Annotated in this window: 19 protein-coding genes and 1 riboswitch; of the genes, 5 read left to right on the top strand and 14 right to left on the bottom strand. The window is 66.2% G+C overall.

Annotated elements, in window-relative coordinates:
* Positions 1–2: 2 nt before the first annotated feature.
* The 8 genes from A5636_RS03420 to A5636_RS03390 form a co-directional block, all read right to left on the bottom strand.
* Positions 3–929: an NAD kinase gene (locus A5636_RS03420; RefSeq protein ID WP_065157295.1), complete on the bottom strand. Its 927-nt coding sequence runs from the start codon at positions 927–929 to the stop codon at positions 3–5.
* Complete coding sequence (locus tag A5636_RS03415) at positions 926–1735, bottom strand: TlyA family RNA methyltransferase (RefSeq protein ID WP_065157294.1); 810 nt, start codon at positions 1733–1735, stop codon at positions 926–928. Before A5636_RS03415 ends, A5636_RS03420 begins: the two co-directional genes overlap by 4 nt.
* Positions 1736–1743: 8 nt before the next feature.
* Positions 1744–1920, bottom strand: coding sequence for a hypothetical protein (locus tag A5636_RS25955; protein ID WP_155763565.1), 177 nt, complete (start codon positions 1918–1920; stop codon positions 1744–1746).
* Positions 1921–1927: 7 nt separating this feature from the next.
* Positions 1928–2956: an HAD-IIA family hydrolase gene (locus tag A5636_RS03410; protein ID WP_065157293.1), complete on the bottom strand. Its 1029-nt coding sequence runs from the start codon at positions 2954–2956 to the stop codon at positions 1928–1930.
* Positions 2925–3713 carry a tetratricopeptide repeat protein gene (locus tag A5636_RS03405; RefSeq protein WP_081287581.1) on the bottom strand — a complete coding sequence of 263 codons (789 nt, stop codon included), beginning with the start codon at positions 3711–3713 and terminating at the stop codon, positions 2925–2927. The genes A5636_RS03410 and A5636_RS03405 overlap by 32 nt, the downstream gene beginning before the upstream one ends.
* Positions 3714–3764: 51 nt before the next feature.
* On the bottom strand, positions 3765–4115 hold the full coding sequence (locus tag A5636_RS03400) for a DUF732 domain-containing protein (RefSeq protein ID WP_065157292.1): 351 nt from the start codon (positions 4113–4115) through the stop codon (positions 3765–3767).
* Between the two features lie 261 nt (positions 4116–4376).
* Positions 4377–5648, bottom strand: coding sequence for a tyrosine--tRNA ligase (tyrS, locus tag A5636_RS03395; protein ID WP_065157291.1), 1272 nt, complete (start codon positions 5646–5648; stop codon positions 4377–4379).
* Positions 5649–5740: 92 nt separating this feature from the next.
* Positions 5741–6364: a DNA-3-methyladenine glycosylase gene (locus A5636_RS03390; RefSeq protein ID WP_065157290.1), complete on the bottom strand. Its 624-nt coding sequence runs from the start codon at positions 6362–6364 to the stop codon at positions 5741–5743.
* Positions 6365–6422: 58 nt separating this feature from the next.
* Between A5636_RS03390 and A5636_RS03385 the strand changes: the two genes are divergently transcribed.
* Genes A5636_RS03385 through A5636_RS03375 form a run of 3 tightly spaced genes read left to right on the top strand, consistent with a single transcriptional unit; the run spans position 6423 to position 8586 of the window.
* Positions 6423–7199: an ABC transporter ATP-binding protein gene (locus A5636_RS03385; RefSeq protein WP_065157289.1), complete on the top strand. Its 777-nt coding sequence runs from the start codon at positions 6423–6425 to the stop codon at positions 7197–7199.
* A 14-nt stretch (positions 7200–7213) separates the two neighbouring features.
* Complete coding sequence (locus A5636_RS03380) at positions 7214–7963, top strand: ABC transporter permease (RefSeq protein WP_253900482.1); 750 nt, start codon at positions 7214–7216, stop codon at positions 7961–7963.
* Positions 7964–7965: 2 nt separating this feature from the next.
* On the top strand, positions 7966–8586 hold the full coding sequence (locus A5636_RS03375) for a TetR family transcriptional regulator (protein WP_155763562.1): 621 nt from the start codon (positions 7966–7968) through the stop codon (positions 8584–8586).
* Here the strand turns inward: A5636_RS03375 and A5636_RS03370 are convergent.
* The 3 genes from A5636_RS03370 to A5636_RS03360 all read right to left on the bottom strand — a co-directional run bounded on the left by A5636_RS03370 (position 8552) and on the right by A5636_RS03360 (position 13666).
* Complete coding sequence (locus A5636_RS03370) at positions 8552–8770, bottom strand: Trm112 family protein (protein WP_065157287.1); 219 nt, start codon at positions 8768–8770, stop codon at positions 8552–8554. The genes A5636_RS03375 and A5636_RS03370 overlap by 35 nt on opposite strands.
* A 3-nt stretch (positions 8771–8773) precedes the next feature.
* A complete protein-coding gene (locus A5636_RS03365; protein WP_155763560.1) occupies positions 8774–11761 on the bottom strand; it encodes an acyl-CoA synthetase in 2988 nt (995 codons plus the stop codon).
* A 225-nt stretch (positions 11762–11986) separates the two neighbouring features.
* Positions 11987–13666 carry a PPE family protein gene (locus tag A5636_RS03360; RefSeq protein WP_065157286.1) on the bottom strand — a complete coding sequence of 560 codons (1680 nt, stop codon included), beginning with the start codon at positions 13664–13666 and terminating at the stop codon, positions 11987–11989.
* Between the two features lie 139 nt (positions 13667–13805).
* Positions 13806–13984: riboswitch (cobalamin riboswitch) on the bottom strand.
* A gap of 46 nt (positions 13985–14030) precedes the next feature.
* Between A5636_RS03360 and A5636_RS03355 the strand changes: the two genes are divergently transcribed.
* Together A5636_RS03355 and A5636_RS03350 are read left to right on the top strand one after the other, a co-directional pair.
* The gene (locus A5636_RS03355; RefSeq protein WP_065157338.1) at positions 14031–15800 is read left to right on the top strand and encodes an ABC-F family ATP-binding cassette domain-containing protein; all 1770 of its coding nucleotides are present in this window, start codon (positions 14031–14033) and stop codon (positions 15798–15800) included.
* Complete coding sequence (locus A5636_RS03350; protein WP_065157285.1) at positions 15797–17101, top strand: cytochrome P450; 1305 nt, start codon at positions 15797–15799, stop codon at positions 17099–17101. Before A5636_RS03355 ends, A5636_RS03350 begins: the two co-directional genes overlap by 4 nt.
* Positions 17102–17147: 46 nt before the next feature.
* Here A5636_RS03350 and A5636_RS03345 read toward each other — a convergent pair whose 3' ends face one another.
* From A5636_RS03345 to A5636_RS03335, 3 genes are all read right to left on the bottom strand, one after another.
* Positions 17148–18242 (bottom strand): type III polyketide synthase, encoded by a 1095-nt coding sequence (locus A5636_RS03345; protein ID WP_301336676.1) that lies wholly within the window; start codon positions 18240–18242, stop codon positions 17148–17150.
* Positions 18243–18368: 126 nt separating this feature from the next.
* Positions 18369–21434 carry a type I polyketide synthase gene (locus A5636_RS03340; protein WP_065157283.1) on the bottom strand — a complete coding sequence of 1022 codons (3066 nt, stop codon included), beginning with the start codon at positions 21432–21434 and terminating at the stop codon, positions 18369–18371.
* On the bottom strand, positions 21431–22385 hold a 955-nt coding region (locus tag A5636_RS03335), incomplete at its 5' end, for a beta-ketoacyl reductase (RefSeq protein WP_155763558.1). The genes A5636_RS03340 and A5636_RS03335, both read right to left, overlap by 4 nt.

Below are 22385 nucleotides of genomic sequence, written 5' to 3'. Positions count from 1 at the left end.
AGCTACTGCCGTCCGCGCCAACCAGATACCGGCAGCCGGAACTTCGTCACCAGGCGGTCGGTGAACGGCGCGCTGTCCAGCCGCGCCCACTTCACCGGGGTATTGCAGCGGGTTACCTCGAGCCGGCTGCCCGCGGGTACCACCATCTCCCGGCGGCCATCGCAGAACACCAACGCGTCGTGACCGCCGGCTTCGATCTCGATCGCGATGCTGGCGTCCGGGCTCGTGACCATCGGGCGGCCGAACAGTGCGTGAGCGTTGTTGGGCAACACCAGGATTGCTTCCAAGTCGGGCCACAACACCGGCCCGCCCGCGGAGAACGCGTATGCGGTGGATCCGGTGGGCGTGGACACCAACACCCCGTCGCAGCCGAAGGTCGACACCGGCCGGCTGTCGATCTCGACGACTACGCCCAGCACGCCGAGCCGCGGTCCCTTTTCCAGACTCGCTTCGTTCAGCGCCCAACCGCGGTCGATGATTTCGCCGTCCTGGCGCACCACGACGTCTAGTGTCAGCCGTTCCTCCACCCGGTAGTCCTGCGCCACAACGTGTTCGAGCACGACATCTATCGCCTCGGCCTCGGCTTCAGCCAGAAATCCGATCCGGCCCAAGTTCACCCCCAGCACTGGAATGCCGGCATTGCGGGCCAATTCGGCCGCGCGCAGAAACGTACCGTCGCCGCCTAGCACCAGCACAAGTTCGCAGCCTTCGGCAGCCATCGGATCCGCGTCGCGGACCTCGATGTCGACACCGACGGCCCGCATGTCGTTGGGGCCGAGCCGCAGCGAGCCCTTGTCAACTGCTTCCGCAGACAGTGCTGACAGGCCAATGCCGTTGTCGCCCAGCACTTTCTCGACGCGTCGCGCGGTTTCGGTTGCTTCGTCGCGGCCGGTGTGGACGACCATCAGGACGGTGCGTTCGGTTGTCACTGTGGGCCCTCCTGGACAGCGCGTTGCACGACGGATTCGAGTGCGTCACCGGACAGCGCACGGTCGGTCTGGGCGCGCAGCCACACGAAGTATTCGACGTTGCCCGCCGGGCCCGGCAACGGACTGGCCGTCACATCGACGGGGTGCCACCCGAGGTCTTCGGCGCGCCGTGCGACGGCCAGCACCGCGCCTGCGCGCAGCTGGGGGTCTTGAACTACCCCGCCGGGCCCGACCTGGCCCCTGCCCACCTCGAATTGCGGCTTCACCATGGGAACGATATCGGCGTCAGCCGAAGCACAGCCAACGAGCGCGGGTAGCACCGTCGCCAATGAAATGAATGACAGATCGGCAACCACCAGGCCAACGGGCCCACCGATCAGCTCGGGCGACAGGTCGCGGGCGTTGGTCCGCTCGACGACCACCACCCGCGGGTCGCTGCGCAGGGACCACGCGAGCTGCCCGTATCCGACGTCGGCGGCGACTACTTCCGTGGCGCCGCGGTCCAGCAGGACCTCGGTGAAACCGCCGGTTGAGGCACCCGCATCCAGGCAACGCCGACCGCGGACCGCGATCCCGAAACCGTCGAGCGCCCCGATGAGTTTGTGCGCGCCGCGCGAAACCCACGCACGTTCTCCGTCGTCGGCGACGGTCAGTGCCGCGGTGACCGCGACGGCGGTGGCTGGTTTCACCGCGGGAAGGCCGTCGATGCGCACCTTGCCGGCGCCGATCAGTTCCGCGGCCTGCTGGCGGGAACGTGCCAGACCCCGCCGAACCAGTTCGGCGTCGACCCGGGCACGCCGTGGCATGCGCGCACTCAGCCCTTCTCCGCCGACTCCAGGGCGCGCAGCAGCACGTCGTGCGCTTCAGAGAGGCGGCGCGCGATGTCTTCGAGCTCTTCGAGCGACGGGCCGGTGGTAGCGTCCGCCCCCTCGGGCAACTGGGCCACCAAGGATTCGATTTCCGCACGAATCTCGTCAGGATCGATAGTCATTGCGTTCCTACGCTAATAGGGACCAGCGCTCCAGCGCAGCGCGGGCCTGATCGTCGGCCGCTTCGATCCCCAGATTGCCGTCGGCATCCCACAGCGCGGCGGCGACGGCTCGCACGACGGCCAGATCGTCGGACGGCTCGTCGTCGGTCGCGGTGACGGTGAGCGTGTGGTCGTCGACGTCGATCCGCCAGCCGGGTTGGGCTCCAATCTTCAGCAAGTCACCGTTCTGATGTAGCGAGCGCAGATCGTGGCCGATATATGTAGGCCGCTGACCGGATTCGGCGAATACCGCGTCGCGCGCGGAATTCACGCCGGTGAGCACCATCAGGCTGGTCAGCCCGGCACCGTTAGCACCTTCGATGTCGGTGTCCAACCGGTCCCCGACCACCAGCGGCGCACGGAAATCGCCGCGGCCCACCGCATCCTTCATCAGCTGCGGCCCCGGTTTGCCGGCCACCTGCGGCTGTTCCCCCGTCGCTGCCCGCACCGCGGCCACCAAGGACCCGTTGCCCGGCAACAGACCACGCTCGGTGGGCAAAGTCGGGTCGACGTTTGCTGCCACCCACAGGGCGCCCGCCCGGATGGCCAACGTCGCCTCGGCCAAGTCGGACCAGGTGACCTCTTTCGAGAGCCCTTGCACCACGGCGTCGGGTTCGTCGTCAAACTTACGGACCGGACGCAACCCGACCGCGGCGATCTCGTCGGCCAGCGCTTCGGTGCCCACCACCAGCACTTTGGAATCCCGCGGCAGCTGCTTGGCCAGCAGGTGGGCCGCGCTCTGGGCGCTGGTCACGACGTCCTCACTGTCGGCGCTGAACCCGAGCTCACGCAGGTGGGCGGCCACCTCGTCGGCGCTGCGCGAGGCATTGTTGGTGACGTAGAGCTTGCGGCTTTCGACGGCATCCAGCGACTCGACAGCGCCCTCGGTGGGGGCGTGGCCGCGAAAGACCGTTCCGTCCAGGTCCAGCAGCAGGCAATCATATTGCTGTGCAATACTTTTCGAGTCAGCCAAGTTCGTCGACCCGCTCTTCGGCATCGGTGACACCGTCGATGTCGGCCGCGGCCGATCGCAGGAACCACTGCAGGGCCTCGTCACCGCGCCCGAGCGCCAACAGCGTTTCGGCGTAGGCGTAGAACAACCGCGCGGCCGTCGAACCGGTACGGGCGGGATCCAACTGCGGTGTCGACAACACCGTGAGTGCCTGCTCGAGTTGCCCCAGGTCGGCCCGGGCACCGGCCGCGACGATGCGCAACTCGTCGGCGTCGTCGCCGGTGAGCTGCGCAGCCTCCGGGCTGCGGGCCAAGTCGACCGCGCGCTGCGGTCTGCCGAGCCCGCGCTCGCAGTCAGCGATCAGCGCCAGCAATGCCGACTTGCTACCCATCCGGCGTGCGGCACGGAACTCGGCCAGCGCCTGACCCCAGTCGCCGCAGCGGTAGGCGGCGATCCCTACGGCCTCCCGCACCGCGGCGATCCGGCTGGCACGGGCCCGCGCCGCGCGCGCGTGGCTCAGGGCGGCTTCGGGATCCTCGTCGAGCAGGCCGCCGGCCGCGACTAGATGACGCGCGACCGCGTCGGCGGTGGCCCGGTCCAGGGTGCTCAGTTCACGCCGGACATCGGGTGCCAGCTGCCGGGCGTCGACGTCGTCGGGAATCGGGGGGCCGGCATGAGCGGTGTCGGTGTCTGTGGTCCTGGGTTGGGCCGGTCTGGCCCGGCCCGGTCCGGAGTGCCGCGGGGCACCGCCGGATGCGGATCGAGGTCGCCGCTCGTTGCCACCGCGCCTGTCATCGACCACCCGCTAGAGGTTACGGGTAGCTCTGCGGGCTCACAAACAACGCCCGCAGCGCTATGCCTGCAACCGGTGCGGCAGCATCGGCGCTATCAGAGCTGGGCAGTACGTCGCGATCGCCACGATGGTGAACGCCGCCGCCCTTTCTTCCGACATGTCATTGAGCTCAGCGATTTCGGAGACAATGGCGTCGAAGTTGCCGCCGGGCTGGAATGCCCTGGGGCAAACCGATCGACCTGCCGCGATCGCCGTCGCAGGCTGGCTGTAGGGAATGCCGGCGTTGTTCAGGCCATTGAGGAAGGCGTTTCCCAGCATGTCGGCATGTATCGGCGCCGCAACCGAGGCTGAGACACCGAATACGCCTGCCGCCAGCGCCAGCAGTCGGAGCGCGGTCGCGGGTCCGGTCATCGTGACAACAGTGCTGAATGACTGTCACTTACACGACACGGACAGGTAAAGGTTTACGCACTAACGCGTGTCCTCCGATCGGTGGACGACGCGGTGCTCCACCCGGACGAACGGGATTCCCCCGCGCTGGGGGCCAGAAATGGGATAGCGAGGAGGTCTGAGAGACCGCAGAATTGGTATCGAAGCAAAGAGTTAGCAACCAGATCCAGCGGGGTCTCATCGCCACCCTCCCCCTCGTGATGAGATCCCGCTGGATGCTTTCTAGACCTTCTCGATTCCGGCGATGTTCCGCTTGCCGCGGCGCACCACCAACCAACGGCCGTGCAGGAAATCGGTTGGCTGCGGCGACCATTCGTCACTGGTGATGCGAATGTTGTTGACCGACACACCACCTTCGCCGATGGTGCGTCGTGCCGCTTTGCGGCTTTCGGATAATTTGGTGGTCACCAGCAGGTCGACAATCCCCTGCGGTTCACCGGGTTTGAGTTCGGCGACGAAGGTTTCACGCAGCGCCGCCGAAAGCGTGGCTTCGTCGAGACGGTCCAGCTCGCCCTGGCCGAACAGCGCCCGACTGGCGTGTTCGACGGCTTCGGCGGCCGCCTCGCCGTGCACCAGGACGGTGAGTTCGGTGGCCAGCCTGCGTTGAGCCGCGCGCTGCTGCGGGCGCTCGTTGGTGGCTTGTTGCAGTTCGGCCAATTCGTCGGCCGACAGGAAGGTGAACCAGCGCAGGTAGCGGATCACGTCCGCGTCGGCGGTATTGACGAAGTACTGATACCAGGCATAGGGGCTGGTCATCTGCGGGTCCAGCCACAGGCTGCCGCCACCGGTGGACTTGCCGAATTTCGTGCCGTCAGCAGAGGTCACCAGCGGCAGAGTGAGCGCGTGCACCGCGGCACCGAGCTTCTGGCGCACCAGTCGCACGCCGGCGATGATGTTTCCCCACTGATCCGACCCGCCGATCTGCAGCGTGCAGCCGTGTCGGCGATGCAGTTCCACGTAGTCGTTGGCTTGCAGCAGCATGTAGCTGAACTCGGTGTAGGACATGCCCTCGCCCTCCAGGCGGCGGCGGACGGTGTCGCGGTCAAGCATCACGTTCACCGAGAAGTGCTTTCCGATGTCGCGCAGGAACTCGATGGCCGACATGGCACCGGTCCATTCGAGGTTGTTCTCGACGATCGCGCCGGTGGGTGAGTCATCGAAGTCGACGAAGCGCTCCAATTGACCCCGGATCCGTTCGGTCCATTCAGCTACCGTGTCGGCCCCGTGCAGGCTGCGCTCGCCCACCTCACGCGGGTCGCCGATCATCCCGGTAGCCCCGCCGGCCAGCACGATGGGTCGATGGCCGGCACGCTGAAAGCGCCGCAACGCCAGCAGCGGCACCAGGTGTCCCGCGTGCAGGCTGGCCGCGGTCGGGTCGAATCCGGCGTACACGGTGATCGGACCGCCCCGGGCCTGCGCGGCAAGCGCGTCGAGGTCGGTGGACTGAGCGATCAATTCGCGCCAGCCCAACTCGTCGAGGATCCCGTTAACCATGGCTGAGAGTCTTGCAGGATGCCGACCCGGCCGTGCGCGCCGGATGCCCGGCGTCCGCCCACGACGGTAGACACAGCCTCCCGGCAGCAAAACTAGTCACTGGCACCGGGCGCCGGCGCTCGCGGACTTCGCCGGTAGGCCGACACCTCCGGTCGCCCGGCAAGCCACAGCCGCCAGGGCCGATCCGCGGCCTGACTGACCCCGACCCGGGGTCCCGCGGTCGCGGTCAGCGGCGCGCGCAACTCTATCGCGACCGGGCTGTGGGGGTCGAACACATCAATACCGTTGTCGTCCATGGTGATTCCCAACGCGGAGCACAGATTGCCGGGTCCACGGGCGAGCGCGACGTCGCGAACAGATGCGCCGCGCCGGGTCCGGGCGACGTCCATGCCGTCCTCGAGAACACACGCCCTGAGCAGCACGGCGGCCGCGGTGCCGTCCGGCCCGCACGAAACGTTGGCGCAGACGTGGATCCCGTGGCTGCGGTAGGTGTACAGCCGCCCCGGCGGTCCGAACATCACTGCATTGCGGGCACTGCGGCCGCGGTAGGAATGTGCCGCGGCATCCGGCCAGGGGCCGTCTGGCACGCCGCCGTACGCCTCGACCTCCACGATCACCGCACGCACGCCCCTGCCGCGGATCGCGGCACCGAGTAGCCGTCGGGCAGCCGACATCGGGTCGACCAGCAGTTCGGCGGCCGGTCCGGATGCACTCATCGCACCGATTCTGCCTGGCCACTTGACATGGGACGCCGACAGGTCGAATATTCACCATATGATGACTTCATCATCGGATGAATTAGTGCGAAACGCCACACAGTCCGCGATACATATCGAGCACCTTCGAGTGATCCGCGGCAAACGACCGGCGCTGCATGACTTCTCGGTGCGGATCGCACCGGGCACCATCACCGGCCTGCTCGGTCCGTCGGGATGCGGTAAGAGCACCCTGATCCGCAGCATCGTCGGCACTCAGGTGGTGGCATCCGGCACCGTCACCGTGCTCGGACATCCGGCCGGGTCCGCGGCGCTGCGTCGCCGCGTGGGCTATGTGCCGCAGGACCCGACCATCTACCGCGACCTGCGGGTGATCGACAATGTCCGCTATTTCGCGGCACTGTACGGTTTCGACGCCGACGCCGCCGACCGAGCCATCGACCGGGTAGGCCTCACCGATCACCGAACCGCCGTCTGCGACAACTTGTCCGGCGGTCAACGCACCCGGGTGTCGCTCGCGTGTGCGCTGGTGTGCCAACCCGATCTGCTGGTGCTGGACGAGCCCACAGTGGGCTTGGATCCGGTTCTGCGCGCTGACCTTTGGCACCAATTCGGCGAACTGGCCGACGGCGGCACCACCTTGCTGGTGTCCAGCCACGTGATGGACGAAGCCGACCATTGTGCAGACCTGTTGCTGATGCGCGACGGACGGCTGGTCGCACACACCACCCCGTCCCAACTACGAGAGGACACCTCATGCACCTCACTGGAGGAAGCGTTTCTGTCCATCATCAAGCGCAGCACCGAGCAGGTGGCACAACCCAAAGCCGGGTAAGCCCGATACAGCAGCTGAAGCCGTATGCGGCCACCACGACGCGCATCCTCCGCCAGCTCGGCGCCGATCATCGCAGCGTCGCAATGATTCTGGTGGTGCCCGTCGTGGTGATCTCCTTGATGTACTTCATGTTCCAGAACGCTCCGCACCGCCCCGGCACCCCCACACCGTTCGACAACACCTGCCTGATTCTGCTGGGGCTGTTCCCGCTGTTCGTCATGTTCATCATCACCTCCATCACCATGCAGCGCGAGCGCGCTTCGGGAACGTTGGAACGCATCCTGACCACACCGCTACGCCGGCTCGATCTGCTGATGGCATACGGGACCGCATTCTCGGTTGCCGCCGCGACGCAAGCCGTTGTGGCCTGCAGCGTCTCGTTCTGGCTACTGGGCTTCACCACCGCGGGCAGCCCGGCGTGGGTATTCGTGATCGCGATCGCCAACGCGATCCTGGGCGTCGGCCTGGGACTGCTGTTCAGCGCCTTCGCCCGCACCGAATTCCAGGCCGTGCAGTTCATCCCGCTAGTCATGGTGCCGCAGCTGCTGCTGGCGGGGGTGATCGTGCCACGATCTGCGATGCCGGACTGGCTGCAGTGGATCAGCAACGTCATGCCGGCCAGCTATGCGCTCGAGGCCCTGCAGCAGGTCGGTGCCCATCCGGGACTGACGGCGACTACCGTGCGTGACATGTCTGTCGTGTTGGGCTTCGCGGTCGCATCGATGTGTCTGGCCGCCGCGACACTGCGGCGCAGGACACCTTGACAGTGGCGGAAACCGCGAAGCGAAAGCGGCCCGGCCGGCCCGCCGGAAACTCTGACACTCGCGAACGCATCCTGGCCAGTGCACGAGAACTGTTTGCGCGCAACGGAATCGATCGAACATCGGTGCGCGCGGTGGCCAAGGCGGCCGGGGTGGATGCCGCTCTGGTGCACCACTACTACGGCACCAAGCAGGAACTCTTCACCGCGGCCATCCACCTCCCGATCGACCCCATGCTGGTGATCGCACAATTGCGTGAGACCCCGGTCGAGGAATTGGGGTACCGGCTGCCCTCGATATTGCTGCCCCTGTGGGATTCGGAGTTGGGGGCCGGGCTCATCGCGACGCTGCGCTCGTTGATCTCGGGTGACGAGGTGGGTTTGGCGCGCTCGTTTCTGCAGGAGGTGATCAGCGTCGAAGTTGGCGCCCGCGTTGACAATCCGGTGGGGACGGGTCAGATCCGCACCCAGTTCGTCGCCTCCCAGCTGATGGGCGTCGTGATGGCGCGCTACATCGTCAAGATCGAACCGTTCGCCTCACTGCCCACCGAGCAGATCGCGCAAACCATCGCCCCGAACCTGCAGCGCTACCTCACTGGGGAGCTGCCGGACGGCCTTGCCCGGTGAAACGGCCGTGCTCGTCGTCGTCGACGTCGCGAGCCTCGTCGACCAGCAGGACCGGAATACCGTCCTCGATCCGATACGCACGCCGCAGCCGCGGGTTGTAAAGCTCACGGCCGTCGTCGACGAGCAGCAGTGGACCCCGGTCGGCCGGGCAGACGAGAATCTCAAGTAAGGCATCGTCGATCATCGGTCAAGCATCCCTGGTCGCTTTCTTCCCGCTCAGCTGGGTACGGGCCGCCGGTGTCAGCTTGCGGAACTCCTTGCTGGTGGCGTCGAAGTACCATGCCTGACGGCCGGATTTGGGTATTCCGCCCGCACGCAGCGCGCTCACCGTGGGACGGAATGTCGCGCTCAGCGTCATCTCCGGCACGACCTGGACGATGTCTGGGCCCAGGCCGACCGGCATGCGCGCCACCGCCTCGGCCAAATCGGCAGCCATGACCGTCGCGCCGGGCCGCAGCGTGACCGCCGACACCGCCAATTGCCGGTCGCCGACCGAGACGCCGTAGGTGACTGCCAGATCGATGGCGCTGATGCAACCCAGCGCATCGATGACCAGTTCGGCGTACACCATTCCGCGCGCGGTACGGATCACCGAGCCGCGCCTGCCGGCGAGCCAGAAATCCCCGTCCTCGTCGCGGTAGAAGAGGTACTCGGTGGAGATCCAGGTGTCGGCCGGCGCGAAAACTCCCCGCTTCACCGATGCGGTCGGGTCGATGGGCCCGCGCGACTGGGCCAGCAGGACGCCGATCTGGTTTGTCTCGGCGACTTGGACGAAGCCGTTGTCGTCTTCGAGGATCAGGTCTTGTTCGGCATCGTAGGCACCGAGTTCGACACGCCCCGCGCCCGGCAGGGGACGGCCCTTGCTGCCGACCTTGGCCCCGGATACGTTGGCCAGCACCGCTTGTCCGTCGGTGGTAGCGAAAAACTCGACGACGTGGGCGGGTGCGAACGCCGATTCCACGCGTTCCCACAAGCCTGTCGGCATACCGGAACCAATGAACAGTCGCACCGGATGATTGCCGTGCAGCGCGAAGTCTGGATCGTCGACCACGTCGCGCAGCATCGCCCAGGTGTAGGACACCACAGTCACCCCGTACTGGCGTACCTCGGCGACGAACCGGTCCGGACGCAATCCCCGGGAGAGGGCGATGCGGGTGCCGCCCACGACCGCGCCACCCAGGCTGACCAAGAGTGCGGACTCGTGGTGCAACGGGGTCAGGCAGTACACCGTGTCTCTGCGGTCCAGCGATGCCGTCGACGCAGTCCCGAACGCCGACAACGCCCACCGGAAATTGGTGATCTGTTTGGCGACCAGTTCGCCGCCGGCCGCATTGAACGCGATAAACGCCAGGTCCCGCGCGAAGCCGGGGTTAGGCCGGTACCAGGCTGGCAGTTGCACGGCGTCGGGATCGATCTGTTCCATATCGATCACGTCTGCGTCCTCGGGGAGGTGCAGATCGCGGGTCTCCCCGCCGCCCAGCACCAGGATCTGGCCTGGCAGCTGCCGGGCGACGTCGAGGTTGGCGGGGTCGGTCAGGATCTCGCTCACTCCGCCGAGGCGGACCTGGGCCGCCAAATCGGCGTCATGGCGCATCATTACGGCCACGCCACCCAGCCGGGACAGTGCCGCGATGGCAACCAGTGCGCTGGGCCGGGTTTCCATCAGCAGGCCCACCCGGTCGCCTTGGCGCACCCCCACCTCGATCAGGCCGCGGACCACGTTGTCGATGCGCCGGTTCACCGCCTCGTAGGTGTGCACGCGACCGTCGAACAGCAGGAACTCGCCCTGCGGGGCGTCGTGCGCCTGCTCTTCGATGATGCGGCCCAGCGAGATGCGGGTGTGGTCGTTGAGTTGGCCGAGTCGGGCCAGCCTGGGTAGCGTGCGCACGGTTTCGACGGCCAGGGTGCGCATGGACTTGTTCGCCGCGACGACAGCGTCCGCGGCACCGCGGGCAAGCGCCAGGGCCGCCTCCGACACCTCGCCGATGCCGTGCGCTACCCGCGAACTCAACGCGACACCGCTGTCGTTGTGTTCGGCCGGCTGTTCGACCATGACGGCGATGCTCGCCGGCTTCTCACCGCTGCCGGAGATCCACCGCACCCACTCGGCGACGGTGGGCCAACTCTGTTGGGCCGCTTTGGATCCGACAACCAGACCGAAATGTCCTGTGCGAATGAGGCATTCGTAGACATCGGTGTTAGGCGCCGCACGTCGGATGCCGCGCACCGACGCCGGCTGGCCGATGTCATCGACCTCGCCGACGAACGCCAGGACGGGACAGGTGATGTCGGTCAGTGTCACGAGCTGACCGTTGATGGCGAAACCGCCGGTCATCATCCGGTTGTGCGCGATGAACTGCTTGAGCAGTTCCGAGATCGCCGGCCCGGACCAGGCGATCCATCCTTCGCGTTCGAGGAATCTGCGCTGCTGTTCGCGGGGCAGCAACGCCTCCCGGTCGTGCAACTGGCGAACGAAGTCGACCCGCGCCTTGGCGGTCTTGAGCGGGTCCATCATCTGAAAGCCGGTGCGTGCCATCCAACTTGGGATGTTCAGCCGGTTGAACACGTGGTCGGCCATGAAGTTGGCGGCGTCCGCGCCGAAGTTGGCCGGGATGCCCATCGGCAAGGCAGCCAGGGTGTCTACCGGAGAACCGAACGCCACGATGCTGGCGAGGTTCTTCGAGCGCCGGTAAGCGGCGACCTGGTAGCTCCACATGCCGCCTTGTGAGTAGCCGACCAGGTGCACGTCCTGGCCGGTGGCGTCCTTGACCGTGTCGATGGCTTCGCTGAGCGCGACGATGTGGTCGGCCAAATTGCGACGCATGCCGCCCTCGACCTTGTCGGGCGAGCCGAAATCGATTACCCAGCAGTCGAGTCCGCTGGCGTGCAGGATGCCCACCGCACCGTCTTCGCGGGTGACGTCCCACATATCCGCAGACATCATCATCGGGTGCACCATCAGCACGGGTGGACCCACCGGCGCCTGTCCCGGCCGGTTGTCGGGTGGAAAGTACCGCCGAAGCTTGTACATCGGCACGCTCTGTACGACCTGGGACGGCGACGGGATACTCCCGGTTTCCAGGCCCCCCAGCCGTAGCACTTCCAGACCGTTCTGGGCGGTGGCCACCAGACGCCCGACCGGCCTAGTGACCATCGACAAATTGAGATCCACCACGGCTCCTCAACGCTCCCCTAGTTGGGCCTTGACCAGCGTGGACATCATGGCACATCAGTCCGGTCGGGTGGTCTGGGTCACACTATTAGGGCAACCCGGTCCTCGGTCGGTCGTCCGCGCCCGCCGCAGGTTCAGCGCAAGCCAAACTCCAAGGATGCAGGTCAGGACGCCACGCATCGCTGCCCTGGGCCGTCTGGCTGGACTGGTCCCTCGCACTCGTGCTCGTCAGCGGCTCTCTTCCGGGTCGCCATCCCAGGTTCCCGGCAGCATCGGCATCCGCGGATTGTTGCCGAACTCATCCCCGGCAAGGGTCGTCAGACCCGCCGCCGGAGCCGGTCGTCGCGCCGCGGTACCGGTGAACCCTGGGATTCCCGCACCCCGGCCGGAAGCGATCGGGGCATCGCTCTCGGGCTCCAAATCCATGTACTCATAACCGCGGCCCAACTGGGCGACCTTGGTCCGCCGCCGGCGGGGTGCGCCACCGGGCTCCTGCGGCGTCGCTGCCGTCGCCGGAATTTCGGCTTGCTCGGGTTCCGGCGCACTTTTCTTGGCACCGGTGGCAGCTGCCCTCTTGGCAACCGAGGACAGGTCAGCCACGAGGTAACCGGACGCATCCAAGTGCGCGCCCAGCCCGGCACCGGTCACCGTCGGCGGTGCGGCGGTCGGCGGTGGTGACGTGCCCGGCGTAGGCGCCGGAGTCGTCGCTTCCACCCCAGCCGGTGTGGGTGCGGGGCTGGACGTCGGGACGCTCGGGGCGAGCGCCGCCAGCGCCGGGGCGGCCGGCGTGACCGGTGGCGGCGGCGGCGGGACGGCGACCAAGGCGGCTAAGCCTTTGATTCCGATCGGTGCCAACACTCCACCGGCAACCAACGGCACCAAGGGGGCGGTCAGCATCGGCACCAGAACCGTGATCAACACCAGGGTCTGCTCGAGCAGGGTCTTCAGCAGCGCGATGGTGTCGGTGATGATGGTGCCGATCGCTTCGACGGTGGTGAACAGGATGGTGAACCCGATCGTTGCGGGATTGCCCGACGCGATTGCCGCGGTGAGATCGAGAGAGATGTAGAAGAACGTCTGCGACAGCAAGGCCGCGTAGGTCCCGATGTCCATCGGATACCCAAGGGCGAAGGCGATATTGAACGGGCTGAGGAACGAAAGTGGATTGCCCAGGATAGGCAGGTACGGATCGAAACCGCCGAACATCGATTGCAGGTAAGGACTTTCGAACAGCGCGTCGATCAACGGCTGTATGTATTCGTCGTAGAACCGAATATAGCCGCTCTGCTCCAACCAATCGAAGAAGTCGTTCTGTCGGTCGGCGGGTAGCGGCAACCGCGCATTGATGGCGTCCGCCAGTTGTTGTGCCAGCTCGACGATTTGCGGAGCTTCGATGGGACGCGGGACGGCGGCCAACAAGGCGGTGGTGACCTGCTGATAAGTGCTCATCACGGTGGCCGCTTGAATCCACATGCGAAGGTAGTCGGCCTCGTTCAGCGCGATCGGAATCGTGTTGATACCAAAGAAATTGGTCGCCAGCAACGCAGCGTGTGTCGCGTGGTTGGCGGCCAGTTCGGCCAGCGTGGGCATGGCGGCCAACGCGGTGGTCCAGGCCGCGGCCGCGGTGGCCTGTTGGCCGGCCACGGCCGCGCTTTGCGCACTGGCCTGCGTCAACCACCCCAGATAAGGCGCGTGCGCCGCTACATACGCCACGCCGGTGCCGCCGTCCCAGGAGCCGCCCTGCACCGCACCCAACATTGCCGCCAGTTCCTGAGCAGTCTGCGCATATTCGGTGGCCAACGAATTCCATGCTGCCGCGGCAGCCAGCAACGGACCCGGGCCCGGTCCGCTGCTGAGCAGCGCAGAGTGCACCTCCGGTGGTGCGGCCATCCAGATCGGGGCGGTCACCGAATTGCCTCAGCCATGACCGAACCCGTTGCCGCGCCGATGGAGCGGGCTAAAGTTCGGACTGCTGAGGACTTTGGTGGAAAAGTTGCTTGAACAGCACAACATCGGCGATCAGCTCTCTCGAGGTACTCCGCCTCGGGCCGCAGGACGCGATGACGCGAGTATCCTGGCTCTCGGATCGCAGCTCCCCTCGCCTTCCAGCTCGCGCCGTGGCTGATGAGGTTCGCTCCCCGATGACAGTGGCGGGACCGCGCCGGATTCACACCGGCTTCCTACGTCGTCATTGCCTTACGCGTGACATTGTTGCACCTTGCTGGCCACGGTGGTACCCGGTTCGCTGCGAACGGTCGGTAGCGTCTGTCCGGTGGCACACCTGCTCGGCGCCGAGGCGGTACACCTGGCATATCCCACCGGGGTCATCCTCGAATCGGTGACGCTCGGTGTGAACGACGGCGCCCGCATCGGCATAGTCGGCCGCAACGGGGACGGAAAGTCCAGCCTGCTGGGTGTGCTCACCGGCCAAGTCCGTCCCGACTCCGGACGGGTCACGCGGCGCAGCGGCCTGCGGGTGAGCGCGCTGAGCCAGGCGGACACCCTCGACCCCGACCACACCGTGAGTTGGACGCTGGTCGGCGACCAGCCCGAGCACCAGTGGGCCGGCGATGCCCGGATACGGGACGTGGTTGACGGGCTGGTATCTGATATCGACTGGGCCGCATCGGTTTCCACCCTGAGCGGGGGTCAGCGGCGACGAGTGCAGCTGGCTCGATTGCTGATCGGCGAGTGGGACGTGATCGCGCTCGACGAACCGACCAACCATCTTGACATTGAGGGCATCACGTGGCTGGCCGGCCATCTCAAACAACGTTGGGCACGCAATACCGGTGGCCTGCTGCTGGTTACGCACGACCGTTGGTTTCTCGACGAGGTCGCCGATACGACCTGGGAAGTTCACGACGGAATCGTCGAGCCGTTTGAAGGCGGATACGCGGCCTATGTGCTGCAGCGGGTCGAACGGGACCGGCAGGCCGCCGCGACCGAAGCCAAACGGCAGAACCTGATGCGCAAGGAGCTCGCCTGGTTGCGCCGGGGAGCTCCTGCACGTACCTCCAAGCCCAAATTCCGAATCGAGGCCGCCAACCAGCTGATCGCTGACATCCCGCCGCTGCGCAACGCCGTCGAGTTGGCCAAGTTGGCCACGGCCCGGCTGGGCAAGGATGTCGTGGACCTGCTCGACGTGTCCGTCTCGTTCGACGGTCGCCCGGTGCTGCGTGACGTCGAGTGGCGGATCGCACCGGGCGAGCGCACCGGCATCGTCGGGGCCAACGGCGCCGGGAAGTCCACGTTGCTGGGGCTGATCTCCGGCACCGTCCAGCCCGACACCGGACGCGTCAAGCGCGGCAAAACCGTCCGGCTGGCAGTGCTGGACCAGCAGGGCGCAGAGCTGACCGCGCTGGCGAGCGAACGGATCGCAGACGTGATCGGCCGACTGCAAAGCGGATATGAGGTCGAAGGCCGCGAGGTCACCCCGTCGCAGCTGTTGGAGCGCCTGGGCTTTGACCGCGGCCAGCTTTCGGCCCGGGTCGGTGAACTGTCGGGCGGGCAGCGCAGGCGGTTGCAACTCATGCTCACGTTGCTGTCCGAGCCCAACGTGCTGCTTCTCGACGAGCCCACCAATGACGTGGACACCGACATGCTGACGGCGACCGAGGACCTTCTCGACTCGTGGGCGGGCACTCTGATCGTCGTCTCCCACGATCGGTACCTGCTCGAGCGCGTCACCGACCAGCAGTACGCGATCCTCGATGGCACATTGCGACATCTGCCCGGTGGCGTCGACGAGTACCTGCGGCTCTCCGCCCGGTCGACGGACAAGCCCGCGCAACCGGATCCCGCCCTCACGACCTCGATGTCCGGGGCGCAACGGCGGGCCGCCGAGAAAGAGCTGGCCGCACTCGACCGGCAGCTGGCCCGACTGGCCCAGCGGATCGCGGCCAAGCACACCGAACTCGCCGAGCACGACCAATCCGACCATGTCGGCATTACCCGCTTGACCGGCGAATTACGTTCTCTCGAAGACGATGTCGCGGTGACGGAGAGTCGCTGGCTGGAACTGTCGGAGGTCCTGGAATGAAACCGGTCTCCTACCCGCCCGGGGAAGCGCTGCTCGCCGCATATCGGCGCCGCGGCCCGCTGATCGACACCGGAATCGGCCGGCACGGCTTCGTCTATCTACTCGGGCCCGCGGCGAACAAGTTCGTCTTCGCCAACGCCGATGCGTTCAGCTGGCGGGAGACATTCGAGAGTCTGATGCCCGTCGACGGTCCGACCGCGCTGATCGTCAGCGACGGGGAGGACCACCGCCGCCGACGCAGCGTGGTTGCCCCAGGGCTGCGACACCGGCAGATCCAGGACTACGTGCCGACCATGGTGTCCGCTGTCGACACCATGATCGACCGGTGGTGTCCCGGGCAGCGGCTGGACCTCTACCGGGAATTCCGTTCGGCGGTCCGGCGCAGCACGGCTGAGAGCCTGTTCGGTTCCCGGATGGCGGCGCATTCGGACTTTCTCGGCGAGCAGCTGCAACCGCTGCTGGAGCTGACCCACCGGCCACCACAGGTGATGCGGTTGCAGCGACGGTTCAACTCCCCCGGCTGGCGCCACGCGATGGACGCCCGCAAGCGCATCGACGATTTGATGGACGCTGAGATCGCCGACGCGCGGGCCCGGCCTCGCCCCGACGATCACATGTTGACGGTGCTGCTCAACGGTCGGTCCGACGAAGGTCAGGTGCTGCGCGACAACGAGATTCGCGACCAGATCGTCTCGATGATCACCGCGGGATTCGAAACCACCAGCGCCGCGTTAGCCTGGGCCGCATACACATTGCTGATTATGCCCGGAGCCTGGGATGCGGCCGCCGACGAGGTGGAGCGGGTGCTCGGCGGGCAGGCACCGACCGCAGCAGACATCTCGGGCCTCACTTATCTCAATGGCGTTGTGCACGAGACACTCCGGCTGTACTCGCCGGGCGTCATCTCAGGCCGGCGGGTAATGCGCGATCTGCGGTTCGACGGGCACCGGATACGCGCCGGCCGGATGATCGTCTTCAGCGCATACGTGACGCATCGGATTCCCGAGATATGGCCCGAGCCAACGGAATTCCGCCCACACCGGTGGGATCCCGCCGGTGTGGAGTACCGCAAGCCGGCGCCGCACGAGTTCATTCCGTTCAGCGGGGGCCTGCACCGCTGTATTGGTGCCGTCATGGCCACCACCGAGATGACGGTGATGCTGGCGCGGCTGATTGCCAGGACGCGTTTACGGTTGCCCGAGCAACGAATTCGCGCAGCGAACTTCGCCGCCCTGAGTCCGCGACCGGGTCTGACCGTCGAGGTGAGCAGCGCTCGCCTCAGCTCAGCGCCGGCGCAGTAGCACCGATTCTTGGCTCAGCGCCAGCGCAGTAGCACCGATTCTTGACTCAGCGCCAGCGCAGTAGCACCAATTCCGCGCAGAATCCCGGACCCATCGCCAGCATCAGCCCTGGGCTGCCGCTGGGCGGCCGCTTTTCGATGGTGTCGCGCAGAATATGCAGCACCGACGACGACGACAGGTTGCCGATCTCGCCGAGGGAGCGCCAAGTCAGCTCCAGCGCCTCTGGAGGCAGTTCGAGGCTGTTGGTGATCGCGTTGATCACCTTGGGTCCGCCGGGATGGCTCACCCAGGCGCCGATGTCCTTGCGGGTCAGCTCGTGGGCGGCAAGGAACCCGTCCACGTCGGCCGGTAGGTGCTGCTCGATCAAATCGGTGAGCTCTGGAGCGAGGCGCAGCTGCAGGCCGCTCGACCCGACGTCCCAGCCCATGATGTGTAGGGAGTCGGGGTAGAGACGGCTGCGGGAGTCGATGACCTCCGGTCCGGCCGCTCGCAGATTCTCGGCGCGCCGGTCCCCGACAGCCACGACCGCGGCCGCACCGTCGCCGAACAGTGCCGATCCCACCAGACCCGACACAGTCGGCTTGACCGCGGGATAGGTGAGCGAACACAGTTCGACCGAAATCAGCACAGCGACATCGTCGGGCGCGCCACGCAGGTAGTCGTGCAACCGGGCCACGCCCGCCGCGCCGGCGACACAACCGAGACCGAACAGCGGCATCCGGCGCACATCAGGGCGCAAACCCAGCCGGCCGGCGATGCGGGCATCCAGTGAGGGGACCGCGACCCCGGTGACCGTGGTGGTGGCGATCATGTCGATGTCCTGCGGCCGCAGACCGGCCTCGTCCAGTGCACCCAGCAGCGCTTCGATGCCGAGTTCGACCGCTTTTTCGATGAAGATCTCGTTGGCCTCGCCGAAGTCGGTGAGCGACGGATACTGCTCCAGCGGCAGAGCGAAATGGCGGTTGTTCACCTTGGCGGCCGCGTGCAGGCGCCGCACGATCTCCTCGTGTTCCTTCAAGCCGGGGAACTCAACGAACAGCTCGGTGATCTCACTCTGGCTGTAACGATGTGGTGGCAACGCCCCAAACACACCCGCGACGACGCTCATGACCCTGCCCTCGTTTAGTTTCTTTCGGCCCAGCCCGTCCCGTACAGACTCCCCCGGAGTTTAATCCGCCGCACCCGGGCCCGCAAAAGAATCGTTATTCAACACCTGTCTTATTTGCCGTGCTAAGCATTGCCATAAAACATTTAGACAGCCAAATTTTCAGTTTTCTGTGTCTTTTCTATCCGCGGTATCCAGCGCCAGAGCGATTAACGCCTCGGGACTCAGCGAATCGATGGCATCCTCCCCGAGTAGATCCTGTGAACTGGAAGTTTTGGCATGTCCGGTCAGCAACAACAGCCTGTCCAGCAACCCGGCTCTGCGTAGCTCCGCGATGGGAATCGTGCGCAGCAACCGCCGGACTGTTTCGTCGTCGGTTTCGTCGTCGATTTGGTCGTCGGTTTCGTCGTGGGATTCGTCGCACGGGTCCGCCGAAAGTTGCCGGCCAAGGTGTTCGGCCAACTTCTCTGCAGTCGGATAGTCGAAGATCAGCGTGCGCGAAAGCGATAACCCGGTTAGGGCTATTAGGCGGTTGCGTAATTCCACCCCCGTCATCGACTCGAATCCGAGGTCCTGGAACGCGCGCTGCGCGTCGACATCCCGGCCACTGTCGTGGCCCAACACGATCGCCGCGTGTTCGCAGATCAGCTCGACCAATCGGCGATGTCGTTCCTTCGCATCCAGTTGCCGCAGGCGCTCCGGGAAGGGCACGGCTCCTTGGTGTGCGGGTGGCTGCACAGCCGCACCCAACCAGAACCTCTGCCGGGCGAAGCCATAAGTGGGCAAATCGACTCGTCGAGTCGACAGCCCATCGAACGCCCCGCGCCAGTCGACGGCAACGCCCGCCGCGAACAATTCGGCCACCGCGTCGAGCAGGGATTCCACTTCCGGACGGTCTCGGGTCAGTGGCGCGAAAGCTGTTGTCAGGCCCGCAGCAGGACCCACTTCCATAAAGATGTCGGCGCCCAACGACTCGGCGACCCGCAGACTCTCGACAAATCGCACCGGACGCCGGACATGCTCGGCCCAGTATCCGCCGGACCCGTACCCGGGCCCGGCCAGCTGCCCAGTGATGTTGGAGAGCAATTGAATTCGGGGCGAGCTGGCCGAGACGCCGGCAACGGCCCGGGAGAATTCAGTCAGCATCGGCTCCATCAGCTCGGAATGGAATGCATGCGAAACCGCTAACCGATGCGCCCGCCGGCCCCGTGCCACCAATGGGTCCACGACAGCGGCCACGGCGGTGTCCAGACCTGAAATCACCACCGCGTCTGGGGCATTGACAGCGGCAATAGTGACTCCGTCCACCAGGAGCGGAGTCACCTCGTCCTCGCCGGCGGCCACCGCCACCATCACCCCGCCCGAAGGCAGCGCGGACATCAATCTGCCACGCACCGCCACCACCCGCGCCGCATCGGACAGTGTCAGCACCCCGGCGACGTGAGCGGCCGCGATCTCCCCCACCGAATGACCCAGCACGACGTCGGCCACCACGCCCCATGACGCCAGTAAGGCGGCCAGCGCGACCTCGACCGTGAACAATGCCGGCTGGGCGAACTCCGTGCTTTCCAGGAGCGCGCCGTCCCGACCCCAGATGACCTGCCGCAAAGGCAACCGCAGGTGCTCATCCAGCGCCGAGGCGACTTCGTTGAACGTCCGCGCGAAGGCCGGAAACCGTTGGTATAGCTGCTGTCCCATGCCGAGGTACTGCGAACCCTGCCCCGGGAACACGAAGGCGGTCCTGCCGGACGTCATTCCGGTAGTGCCGACGGCGAGTGCGCGCAGCCGGTCGATGAGCTCGACGCGATCCGTTCCGATCACCACCGCGCGATGTTCGAGCGGGGTCCTGGTGGTTGCCAGGGACCATCCCACATCCGTCGCACGCAAACCACTGTCAGTGCTTACCCAGCTCAACAATCGCCGGGCTTGAATCTGCAGAGCCTCGACAGAGCGTGCCGACAACACCCATGGCACCGGCAGGCCGCTATCCACTTCGGGGACTGCATCGTTGAGAACCGGCGCTTGTTCGAGGATCAGATGCGCGTTGGTTCCGCCCATCCCGAACGACGACACTCCCGCTCGCCGTGGTGTGTCGGGCCACGGCGCCAGGCAGGTATTGACCTGTAGCCCACGGCTGGCCAGGTCGGCGCCGGGAGGGGACGCCCCATAGTTGAGACTCGCTGGAATCTCGGCGTTTTCGATCGCCAACACGGTTTTGATCAGGCCGGCGACTCCTGCCGCCCCGCCGGTATGACCGACGTTGGTTTTGACCGATCCGACCCGCACCGGCCCGCGCCGTCGCTCGCCGAAAACCTCCCCCAACGCCAGGACCTCGGCCGGATCGCCGATCGCGGTGCCGGTGCCGTGGGCTTCGACATAGTCGATGTCGTGGCCGTCCAGGCCTGCCGCGGCCAGCGCACGCTGGATGACCTCGGCTTCCCCCGACACCGACGGGGCGGTCAACGCTGCGGTGCTATGCCCGGCGTTGCCTGCGGCGCTGCCTCGGATCACCGCATGGATTCGATTGCCGTCGGCCAGCGCGGTTCGCAGCGGCTTGAGCAGAATCAGGCCGGCACCTTCGCCGCGAACGTAGCCGTCTGCGCGTTCGTCGAATGCGTAGGTCTGTCCTGAACGCGAGACGGCGCCGAATTCCATTTCCAGCACCGCTATCTCATTGGCCAGATTCAGGTGGATGCCGCCCGCGACCGCCAGGGGTGCTGCGCCCGTCCGCAGGGTTTCGGCTGCCAGGTGGACCGCCACCAGTGACGACGACTGACCGGAATCGACTGTCAGACTCGGCCCTTGCAATCCGAAGGCATAGGAGACCCGGTTGGCGATCAATGCCCTGCTGGTGCCCGGGAATGAGTGGTGGTCGACACTGGATGCCGTGGCGCTGAGGGTCAGGAACGCGTAGTCGTCATTCATCGCGCCGAGAAAGACCGCGACCTGCTGACCACTGACCACTCGGGGCATGATGAAGGCGTCTTCGAAGAGTTCCCAGGTCAGTTCCAGGGCCAGTCGTTGACGTGGGTCCATCGCGCAGGCTTCACGGGGCGATATGTTGAACAGGTCCGCATCGAAGTCCGCGACCGCATCGCCGAAAGACTTGGGAGCTTCCCGACCGTCACGCAGCAGCTGCCAAAAGTCTCGGGGCCCGTCGGTACCGGGAAATCGGCAGGCAAGGCCAATGATCGCAATGCCTGACGGGTCGTCTTCGGTATGCGTCACGGCGCCAGGTCATCGTCAAGGATCGCGAAGAGTTGGCGCTCGGTGGCGGTCTTGATGTCGTCGTCGAAGTCGTCGGCCTGCTCGGGTTCGGCGTCTGTCGGGTCTGTCAGGTCACCCAGCAGGCCATGCATGCGCGCCGCCAGTTGTGCTCTTTCCTCAGCATTCCAGTGGGGTTGGTTGAGGAGCAGTTGCAGTTCGCGGGTGATGTCGATGAAGCGCGCCATCCGGTCAGGCGGATCGGCGGCCGGGTCTGCGACGTCGAGCTGGGCATCGAGGTGCGCGGCAAGGCCCGCCGGGCTCGGGTGATCGAAGATCACCGTCGGCGAAAGCGTCAGCCCGGTAGCTTTTTTGAGCCGATTGCGGAGCTCGACCGCGGTCAGTGAATCGAAGCCCAGTTCTTGGAACGGGAGTTGCGGGTCGACGTCGGCAGTGTTGGGCAATCCCAGTACCGCGGCGGCGCTGCCGCACACCAAGTCGACCAGCACCTCACGGCGTTGCTCCGCGGACAGCCCGTGCAGCTGCGCCGATAACCCCGTCTTGGATATCGAGGCGGTGTCGACGTCACCGACGACCCGCCTGGCGGGGCGAGCCACCAACTGATTCAACAACGGCGGTAGCACGTCGCGGTGGGCCGCGAGCGCCCGGTGATCGAGCCGGGTGGCTACTAGGACAGGGCGGTCGCTGAGCATGGCGGCGTCGAACAGCTCAAGGGCCTGCCGGCTGGACAGCGGCGCCAAACCGAGCCGGCTGATCCGGGCTTTGTCCCGGTCGCCGAGATGTTGCGTCATGGCCGACGCTTCTTCCCAAAGTCCCCAGGCCAGCGATGTCGCCGGCAATCCCAGGTCGCGCCGATAGGCCGCAAGCCCGTCGAGGAAGCTGTTCGCCGCCGCATAATTGCCCTGACCGGGCGAACCGACGACCCCTGCGACCGACGAAAACATCACGAAGGCA

It is taken from the genome of Mycobacterium asiaticum, assembly GCF_001673315.1.
GTDB lineage: Bacteria > Actinomycetota > Actinomycetes > Mycobacteriales > Mycobacteriaceae > Mycobacterium > Mycobacterium asiaticum_B.
Note: the sequence above shows the minus strand (reverse complement) of the source record. Positions and strands in the feature narration are given on the sequence as shown.